This is a genomic window from Streptomyces sp. MK37H (assembly GCF_018035285.1).
Taxonomy (GTDB): domain Bacteria; phylum Actinomycetota; class Actinomycetes; order Streptomycetales; family Streptomycetaceae; genus Streptomyces; species Streptomyces endocoffeicus.
In genome coordinates this window covers 23,504-32,535 of record NZ_JAAAYH010000055.1, presented here as the reverse complement: position 1 = coordinate 32,535, position 9,032 = coordinate 23,504, and the positions used below count along the sequence as shown (strand labels likewise).

The window sequence follows — 9,032 nt, the reverse complement described above, 5'->3', positions numbered from 1 at the left end:
CCGCTTGAGGACGAAGTAGCCGGAGGTGGAGCCCACGGGCGTGTACGAGCTGCCCGGATGGAGCTGCCCGGCGTACTCGATCACCTCGCGCTCGGTGCGCTCCGGCGGCTCCTGAAGGGCTATGTAGTCCGGCCGTATGTCCTGCGTGGCGCCGACCCACAGCACCCGGCAGCGGCTGGTGAGCCGGCTTATCGGCCCGACGTTGGCCTCCACCGTCGCCCCGTCCGGGATCCGGTCCAGCAGCCGCTCCACCGCCCGCGTCTGCGGGGACTTGTCGTAGGTGGCGCCCTGGGTGAGGCCGTACAGCGGCATGGAGGACGACAGCGCCAGGGCCGCGCCGCACACCGCGGCGGGCAGCTGACGGGCGTACGAGGCGAGCCAGGGCCGGTGGGTGTCGCGGACCCGGTCCAGGGCGTCCACCAGGGCCAGCAGGACGACCGGCATCAGCACCGCGCTGTAGTGCCAGTCCGTGCCCCAGTAGTGGTCGTCGTGGGAGAGGAAGCGCCAGCCGAGGGTGGGCACGGCGGCCAGCAGCAGCGGGGAGCGCAGCGCCAGCAGCCCGGTGGTCGGCAGCAGGATCCACAGCAGGGTGCGCAGCGCGGTGCCGAACGGGATCGTGCCGGTCTGCTCACCGCCGCTGCCGACCTTGTCCCAATAGTCGTACGAGCCGGCGCCGTTGAAGCCGGGGATGACGACGCCGAGCGCGAGTGCCGAGACCGCGATGCCGAAGCCCATCAGCGCGACGGCGAGCGGGACGGCGCGGGGGCCGCGCTCCGGGTCGCGCCGGGCGCGGATCCAGACGACCGCGCCGATCGCGGCCACCGTGGCGCCCATGTCCTCCTTGACGAAGACCAGCGGGGCGGCCCACAGCAGCGACGCGTACCAGCGCCTGCGGATCACCGCCTCCAGGGAGAAGGCGATGAGCGGAACGGCGAAGCAGATCTCGTGGAAGTCGAAGTCCACGGCGCGCTGGAGGCCCCAGGACACCCCGTAGGCGATGCCGATCGCGAGCCCCCGGCCGCGCCCCAGCAGCCGGGCGGCGACGCGGGCGACGGGGACGGCGGAGACGGCGAACAGCGCCGCCTGCGCGACCAGCAGGGTGACCGGGCCGGGGAAGAGCCGGTAGACGGGGCCGAGCAGTGCCGTTATGGGGCTGAAGTGGTCGCCGAGGATATTGGCGCCGGGGCCCTTGAGATCGGCTATGGGGGCCTGGAAGTGCGCGTACGCCCGTATCGCCTGCTCGAAGATGCCCAGGTCCCAGGACATGGTGGCCATGCGGCGGTAGCGGCAGACCGACAGCGCCGTGAAGGCGGCGAAGAGGGCGAGGGCCAGCCAGTAGGGATCGGCCTTCGGATGCCGCAGTACGCCTGCCCTCGCCAGGAGCCGGGTACGCCCCCTGATGACGGCGGTCGCCCCCTCGGCGCCGGTGCCGGGCGGAGCGGTTGCGGCCGTGTCCATCCAGGGTCCTTATCGTGTGGGCGGTCTGTGCGAAAAGATACGCGAAGGGGGCGGGAAGGTTGCAGGGACGGTTTCGCATACCGATGCGAAGTTCGGTGGCGGTGCTGGCCGCGCTGCTGGCGGTCGGCGGCTGCAAGGCCGGTGACCAGGACGGCAAGGGCGCTGACGAGGGCGGGGGCGGTCCGAGCCGGCCCGCGGCGTCCGGCTCGGCCCTGGCGGCTGTGTCCTCGCTCACAGTCAAGGGCCGTGCGCCGAAGACGGGTTATGAGCGCGGCGAGTTCGGCAGCGCGTGGGTGGACACCGACGACAACGGCTGCGGGACCCGCGACGACATCCTCAAGCGCGACCTGAAGGGCGTGAAGTTCCGCGACGGCCACTGCCTGGTCGCCTCGGGCACGCTCACCGACGATCCGTACACCGGCCGCGATGTCCGGTTCGTCCGGGGCCACAGCGAGGTGGACATCGACCATGTGGTCGCGCTGTCGGACGCCTGGCAGAAGGGCGCCCAGAAGTGGGCCCGGGACAAGCGCCTGGAGTTCGCCAACGATCCGCTCAATCTGATCGCCGTGGACGCCTCCGCCAACCGCCGTAAGGGCGACGGCGACGCGGCGACCTGGCTGCCGCCCAACAAGGCGTACCGCTGTGACTATGTGGCGCACCAGGTGGCGGTGAAGAAGACGTACGGGCTGTGGGTGACCGGGGCCGAGAAGACCGCGATGCGGCGGGTGTTGGGCGGCTGCCCCGGCACGAAGCTGCCTACGCGCTAGCTTGCCAGGGCCGGGGGCGGCCAGGAGGCTGACCAAGACCGCGGTGAATCGTTGTCCAAGCAGTGGCCTAGGCCGCGCCGACTCCTTACCATCGATCAACGCCAGATCGTTTGTCGCGCCGCACGATCTCTGCCGGGAGGCTCAATGATCCGCCGCCGTACTGCGCTCACCGTCTCCGCCGCGTCCGCGCTGCTGCTCTCCGCGCCGCTGATCACCGCGTGCGGCGACGCCCAGCGGCCCGGCGCCGCGGCGGTCCTGGACGGTGGCCGGATCACCGTGTCCCAGCTCCAGGCGCAGGTCAAGGCCGTCCGGCAGGCACAGGGCAGCGACCCGAGGGCGGCTCAGACGGTCGCGGGCAGCGGCCGGCTGAGCCAGGACACACTGATCCGGATGATCCAGTTCCGGGTGATTGAGCGGGCCGGTAAGGACAACGGGATCAGCCCCACCCGCCGCGAGGTCCAGCTTGCCCGCTCCGCCGCCGAGAAGCAGAGCGGCGGGGCCACCGCCCTGCGCGCCCTCTATCTCCAGCAGGGCATCGCGCCCGGCGGGATCGACGAGGCGGTCCGGATGGACCTCACGCGCAACGCCCTGCTGCGCAAGCTGGGCACCTCCAAGGTCAACGAGGTGTTCACGCAGACCTCCAAGGCGCTCGACATCCGGGTGAACCCCCGCTACGGAAAGTGGGACAACACCCAGGGCACCGCCGTCCTGGCCAAGGAGGCCTGGCTGCGCACCTCCGGCGGTACCCCCGAGCAGGCGTAAGTTACGTTGCAAGGGTGACCGCACCCGATTCGCCCGTCCCCGCCGACGCCGCCGCCCCCACCGGGCGCGTCGTCCTCCTCACCACCAGCCACCGGGTGGCGCCCGGACTGCTGTCCTGGCCCGCCTGGCAGGCGCTGCGCGGCGCCGACCGGGTGCTCTCCGGCGACCCGGACCATCCGCAGCTGCCGTATCTGCGGGACGCCGGCGTCGAGGTGGAGCCGGGCGCGCCGGGCGCGCGCGAGCTGGTCGACTACTGCGTGGCGGAGGGCGGCCGCACGGCCGTCGTGATCACTTCCGCCGAGGGCGAGTCCGAGCTGACCGACGGGCTGGCGCGGCTGGCCGGATCCGGCCGGGAGGCGATGCCGGACCTGGAGCTGCTGCCCGGTTCCTACGATCTGCCGGGCGCGCGGCTGCTCGATCTGGTGCAGGTCATGGACCGGGTCCGCGCCGAGTGCCCGTGGAGCGGCACCCGGACCAACGAGGAGCTGGTGAAGTACGGCATCGAGGAGGCGTACGAACTCGTCGAGGCCATCGAGGAGGGCGACCGCGAGGCGCTGCTCGAGGAGCTCGGCGATGTGCTGCTCCAGGTCGTCTTCCACGCCCGGATCGCCCAGGACGACCCCGAGCACCCGTTCTCGATCGACGATGTGGCGGGCGGCATCGTGGACAAGCTGATCCACCGCCATCCCCATGTCTTCGGCGACGAGGCCGCCGAGACCCCGGAGGACGTCCAGCGCCACTGGCTGCGGACCAAGGCGGCCGAGAAGCGGCGCGATTCGGTCACCGAAGGGGTGCCGCTCGGTCAGCCCTCGCTCGCGCTGACCGCCAAGCTGGCTTCCCGCGCCCGGACAGCCGGGCTCGACGTGGCCCTGCCGGACGGGGCGGGCATCGGCTATGAGCTGCTGGCGCTCGCGGTGCGCGCCGAGGCGGACGGCGTGGACCCGGAGGCGGCGCTGCGCGCGGCGGCCCGCGCCTACCGCGACGCGATCCGGGCGGCGGAGGGCTCCCCGGCGCGGTGACGCGGGGGGCTCCCCGATGACGCGAGGCTCCCCGGTGACGCGAGGCTCCCCGGTGACGCCGGGCGGTGACGCGGGGCCGGGTATGACGCCGATGGGGCCGGAGTGATATCCGGGCGGGTCCGGGTACCCGGCCGCCATGGATACGTACACCGAGGATCTCGCCGTGACCCGGGACCTGCTGGTCGGGACGGGGCCGTTCATCGTCGGGCTGGTGGTCGTGATCCTGTGCTTCGGGGCCGTGTGGTGGGGGATACGGCTACGGGCCCGTGAGCCGGTCCCGCCCCAGCAGCCGCAACGCCGCGCCGGTTCCTGGCAGAAGACCCAGGAGGCCGATCACGAGGCGCGGGCGGCGGGCCATGGCCCGGGGTACCAGGACGACGAGGACAGCGTCGGCTATGTCACCCAGAACCGCGAGCCCGATGAGCTGCACCGGGACGGCGGCCGCCGGTTCCCGTCCGAGCTGGGCGGCTCCGGGACCCGGGACTCCGGCAAGCGCGGCACCGAGGACCGGCCCACCTGGCGCGAGGGCAGCAGCGGCTCGTTCGGCAACGGCTGAGCGGTGTGGGTGCGTGGCGGGTGCGTACGGCGACGCGGGCCCGGCACCGGTGGTGTCCGGCGCCGGGCCCGCGTGCGGTCGTGCGGGTGATTCTGCCTGTGGCCGTGCGTGCGGCCGTGCGTGCGGCCGTGCGGAGGTCAGCCCCTGACGGGCACCGGCTCCAGCGTGGCGCGGAAGTGGCGCAGGATCGGGGACTGCTCGGTGATCCGGAAGCCGTACACCTGGTCCGCGTTCTTGGCGATCTTCGCGAGCGTCTCGCCCACGTGGTCGTAGTGGCTGCGGGTGTAGACCCGGCGCGGCAGGGCGAGCCTGACCAGCTCGTACGGCGCGCTCTTGATCGGGTTGCCGTGCTCGTCCTCCTCACCGAGGTAGAGCGACCCCAGCTCGGCCGAGCGGATGCCGCCCTCCAGGTAGAGCTGGCAGGCCAGGGCGTGGCCGGGGTAGTTGTGCGGCGGGATGTGCGGGAGCAGCCGTCCGGCGTTGAGGTAGAGCGCGTGCATGCCCGGCGGCTCGACGATGTCCACGCCCGCGGCGCGGACCCGGTGGGCGAGGTGGGAGGCGATCTCGGCGCGCTCGGCGAGATAGCTCGGCTCGGTCACCTCGGTCAGCCCCTGCGCCATCATGTCGAGGTCGCGTCCGGCCAGACCGCCGTAGGTCGCGAACCCCTCCGTGGCGATGAGGAGCAGCTCGCACTTCTGGGCGAGCTCCGGGTCGTTGGTGCCGATGAAGCCGCCGATGTGGACGATGCCGTCCTTCTTGGCGCTCATCATGCAGCCGTCCGCCAGGCGGAAAGCTTCCTCCGCGACCTGCCGGGGGGTGCGGTCGCGGTAGCCCTGCTCATGGCGGGTGACCAGCCAGGCGTTCTCGGCGAAGCGGGCCGCGTCCAGGAAGAGCGGCACCCCGTGCTGACGGCACAGGGCGGCCGTCCGCTTGAGGTTCTCCATGGACACGGGCTGGCCGCCGCCGCCGTTGTTGGTGATGGTCATGACGACCACGGCGACCCGGGAGCCATCGGGCCCGGACAGCGTCCGGGCGAGCGCGTCCAGGTCGATGTTGCCCTTGAACGGGTCGGTGCTGTCGAGGTTCTTGGCCTCGGGGCACGGCAGGTCGCGCGCCTCGGCTTCGTTCAGCTCGACATTGGCCCGGGTGGTGTCGAAGTGGGTGTTCGACAGCACGAGGTCGCCGCGCTCCAGCAGGGTGGTGAACAGCACGCGCTCGGCGGCGCGCCCCTGGTGGGCGGGGAGGATATGGGCGTAACCGGTGAGCTCGGTGACCGTCTCGTGGAAGCGGTAGAACGAGCGGGAGCCCGAGTAGGACTCGTCGCCCGCCATCCCGGCGGCGAGCTGGGCGGCGGACAGCGCCCCGGTGCCCGAGTCGGTGAGCAGATCGATGGTCACCTCTTCGGCGCGCAGGTCGAAGAGGTTGTAGTTGACACGCTTCAGCGCCGCTTCGCGCTGCTGCCGTGTGGTGACGGGTATCGGTTCGACAACCTTGATCCTGTACGGCTCCACGCTGCCCCTGCTCCTGTCTGTTCGTCGTTCGGTGTTTCGGCGTGCTCGGCGTGCGGTGTCCCGGAGTTCGGTGTCCCGGCGTGCTCGGCGTGCGCGGTGTTCGATGTACCGGCGGATTTCAGAGCCGAGCCCGCACCCGGTCACGGGTGGGGACCGTCTCGCGGGGCGGCCGGGTCTCGTACGCCTCGGAGGAGACGTAGACGGTCACCCGCCGCGGCCGGCCGCGCTGGTAGACCAGTGCCAGATAGGCGATCAGGCCCACGCCGTCGCCGAGGGGACGCGGGCTCACCGCGGCCAGCGCCCGGTCGAGGGCCGCGCTGTCCATGTCGTTGCTGCGCAGCACGGCCACGGCCCGCTCCCGCGCCTCACCGTCGTGCCGGACATAGTCGCGGACGGGCACGTGGAGCGTGTATCCGCTGGGCAGCCCGGTCGCCGTCTCCGTGAAGGAGTGGCAGGTGAGGGCGGGGCGTCCGGTGAGCCGGTCGGCGCCCTCGTGGTCGGCGAAGTCCCCGGCGGGGAGGTCACCGACGGTGCGGAAGAACTCCTCCAGCCGCTCCCGGCCCGGTGCGGGGGTCATCCGGGGCAGGGCCCCCGCCTCGGCGGGGGACATCCCGGGGTGCTTGAGGTAGACCTTCACCCGCGGGGCGTCCCAGTCGCCGAGGTCCAGGGCGAAGAACGGGAAGCCCTCCGCCCGGGGCAGCGAGTCGAACGCCTGCCGATGGCCCAGCCTCGCCAGTGCCTCGCGGACCGTCTCGGCGGCCCGGTCGGCGCCGTTCGCCGAGGGGTTGAGGTAGACCTTGACCCCGGGGACCCCGCCGGGGCGGAGCTCCAGGGCGCACCACAGGGCCAGCGGGCCCTCGGGGGACGGTGGGAGGAACAGGTCCTCGATCCGGTCGAGCTGGTCGGTCGAGAACCCCCAGCGGTCCGCCATGGCGTGAATCGATCGCAGACCGGCCCGGCCGTTCTCCGCCAGGTCGTCCCCGCTGGAGCAGCCCGGATCCACCAGCACCCGCAGGTCCGGGGTCTGGCCCGGCAGGAAGGCCAGGGAGAACTCCACGGGGCTGTGGTCGTCGGAGAGAAAGGTGTGCGACGGGGGCGGCAGCGCCAGCGGCCGTCCGGCCGTGGCCCCCAGACTCTCGATCAGCACACCCGTGTACGCGGCCGTATCGGCCTCGCTCAGCCCCGCCACGTGGCACAGCCGGGTCAGCTGGCCCGTGGCGAGGTCACCCAGCAGTGCCTCACCCGAACGGAGACCGTTCATCGAACCTCCCGCTGAATCGAGAGGAACGGCTGTTTGGGTTTGGGCGGCGGGGAAACCCGGTGTTCCCGTACCACGAGAAGATACCCGCCCCGAGGGGCGGGTATCCGGGCTCCCATCGCGTGTGCTTCCGCGAAATTAGGGTAGGTGTTCGATTGGCCGCAGGGGTGGGGGTGCGGTCGGGATATGAGTGAAACCGCTGATCGTCGACCGACAGTGATGTCGCCGGCGGCGGGAGACCTCACGACAGCTCCTCTTAGATTTTGGCCAACATAAATTGCGCAACACTGCCTACCCGTTCATTTGAACATTCATGCGGTATGAAATGGGTTCCCAATGTGACCTAGATCACGCTCTCCACCACGAGAGGAACGAACTCCACAAGCCGCCCTTCTCCTGCTTATTCTGGGCGTGGGTGCGATGGTCGCCCGTGGGGATCTGTTGCTGCGTAACGGGCTGTTTGTCCGTACGTATCGGCGTGAATCGGGCAGGCAGCGCGGTCAGCCCTCGGTTGAATGGGCCAGGGCGCCAGGTCAGGCTCGACTCGGGCACCGCGAGCTCGATGTCCGGCAGCTTGTTGAGCAGTTTCTCGATGGCCACCACACCGATCAGCTGGGAGGTGTCCTTGGCCGGGCAGGCGTGCGGACCGGCGCTCCACGCCAGGTGAGCGCGCTTGCTGAGCTGCTGCCGGGAGGCGGACAGCGCGGGGTCGCTGTTCGCGGCCGCGATGGAGACCAGCACCAGATCGCCCGCCCGCAGCCGGGTCCCGGCGAAGTCCACATCGGTAACCGGGTAATGCGGAGCGTAATTGGCCATCGGCGGGCTGTTCCACAGCACATCGTCGAGGGCGTCCTCGACCAGCAGCCCGGCCCCCGCGTACCGCTCATCCGAGAGCAGGAGCAGCAGCGCGTTGGCGATGAGATTCCGCTGCGGCTCGGCGCCGGAGCCCAGCAGTAGCACCAGCTGATGAGCCATTTCCTCATCATTCAGCTGGGCATGGTGCTGCATAAGCCAGGAGGTGACATCGTCACCGGGCTGCTTGCGCTTCAATGCGACGAGTTCGCCGACGCTCTGGCCGAGCACCTCGTTCGCCTTCTCCGCATTGATTCCGTCAAAAATGCCGGAGATACCGAAGATGACCCGGTCGCCGATTTCCGCCGGGCATCCGAAAAGCTCATTGAAAACAAACAGCGGCAGCAGTTTGGCATAATCATTGAGCAGGTCGGCCGAGCCGCGGGAGATGAACTGGTCCATCAGATAGTCCGCGACGCGCTCGACATGGCGGCTCAGCCGATGCGTATCCACCCGGGCCAGGCTGTCGGTCACCGCCTGGCGCAGCCGCATATGCTCGGCGCCGTCGGTGAACATGCAGTTCGGCCGGTACTCCAGCAAGGGGACGACCGGATTGTCCCGGGTGACCTTGCCCTCGTTGTAGTCACGCCAGCGGCGCGAGTCCTTCCGGAAGGTGTCCGGGTTCTGCAGCAGCTGGAGCGCCGCCGAGTAGTCCGTGACCAGTGTGGCCTCGACGCCCGGGGAGAGCTCCACCGGCGCGGTCGGGCCGTACGAGCGCATATAGGTGTAGTAGGCACCCGGATCGGCGGCGAACTCCGTCCCGTACAGCGGCACCCGCTTGCCACTGCCATGGGCGGGGCAGCCGGGTGGTGGCGCCGCCGGAAAATCCGATTGCATGTTCATCAGGTG

At 70.8% G+C, this 9,032-nt stretch carries 8 protein-coding genes; 4 read left to right on the top strand and 4 right to left on the bottom strand.

Annotation, left to right across the window (positions count from 1 at the left end):
• Positions 1–1,458, bottom strand: a 1,458-nt coding sequence (locus tag GWI24_RS11165) for a DUF2079 domain-containing protein (protein WP_210945752.1), incomplete at its 3' end; no start/stop codon positions are given.
• Positions 1,459–1,541: 83 nt separating this feature from the next.
• Between GWI24_RS11165 and GWI24_RS11160 the strand changes: the two genes are divergently transcribed.
• The 4 genes from GWI24_RS11160 (at position 1,542) to GWI24_RS11145 (ending at position 4,562) form a co-directional block, all read left to right on the top strand.
• Positions 1,542–2,225, top strand: a complete 684-nt coding sequence (locus GWI24_RS11160) for an HNH endonuclease family protein (protein WP_210945751.1) — start codon at positions 1,542–1,544, stop codon at positions 2,223–2,225.
• 144 nt (positions 2,226–2,369) lie between these two features.
• Positions 2,370–2,987, top strand: coding sequence for a SurA N-terminal domain-containing protein (locus GWI24_RS11155; protein WP_210945750.1), 618 nt, complete (start codon positions 2,370–2,372; stop codon positions 2,985–2,987).
• Between the two features lie 14 nt (positions 2,988–3,001).
• The gene (locus GWI24_RS11150) at positions 3,002–4,006 is read left to right on the top strand and encodes a nucleoside triphosphate pyrophosphohydrolase (RefSeq protein ID WP_210945749.1); all 1,005 of its coding nucleotides are present in this window, start codon (positions 3,002–3,004) and stop codon (positions 4,004–4,006) included.
• A 136-nt stretch (positions 4,007–4,142) separates the two neighbouring features.
• Positions 4,143–4,562 carry a DUF6479 family protein gene (locus GWI24_RS11145; protein ID WP_210945748.1) on the top strand — a complete coding sequence of 140 codons (420 nt, stop codon included), beginning with the start codon at positions 4,143–4,145 and terminating at the stop codon, positions 4,560–4,562.
• Positions 4,563–4,699: 137 nt separating this feature from the next.
• Here the strand turns inward: GWI24_RS11145 and GWI24_RS11140 are convergent, their stop codons facing one another.
• From GWI24_RS11140 to GWI24_RS11130, 3 genes are all read right to left on the bottom strand, one after another.
• Complete coding sequence (locus GWI24_RS11140; protein ID WP_210945747.1) at positions 4,700–6,073, bottom strand: tryptophanase; 1,374 nt, start codon at positions 6,071–6,073, stop codon at positions 4,700–4,702.
• Positions 6,074–6,191: 118 nt separating this feature from the next.
• On the bottom strand, positions 6,192–7,334 hold the full coding sequence (locus GWI24_RS11135) for a tryptophan dimethylallyltransferase family protein (protein ID WP_210945746.1): 1,143 nt from the start codon (positions 7,332–7,334) through the stop codon (positions 6,192–6,194).
• A gap of 345 nt (positions 7,335–7,679) precedes the next feature.
• The gene (locus GWI24_RS11130) at positions 7,680–9,026 is read right to left on the bottom strand and encodes a cytochrome P450 (protein ID WP_210945745.1); all 1,347 of its coding nucleotides are present in this window, start codon (positions 9,024–9,026) and stop codon (positions 7,680–7,682) included.
• Positions 9,027–9,032: the final 6 nt, after the last annotated feature.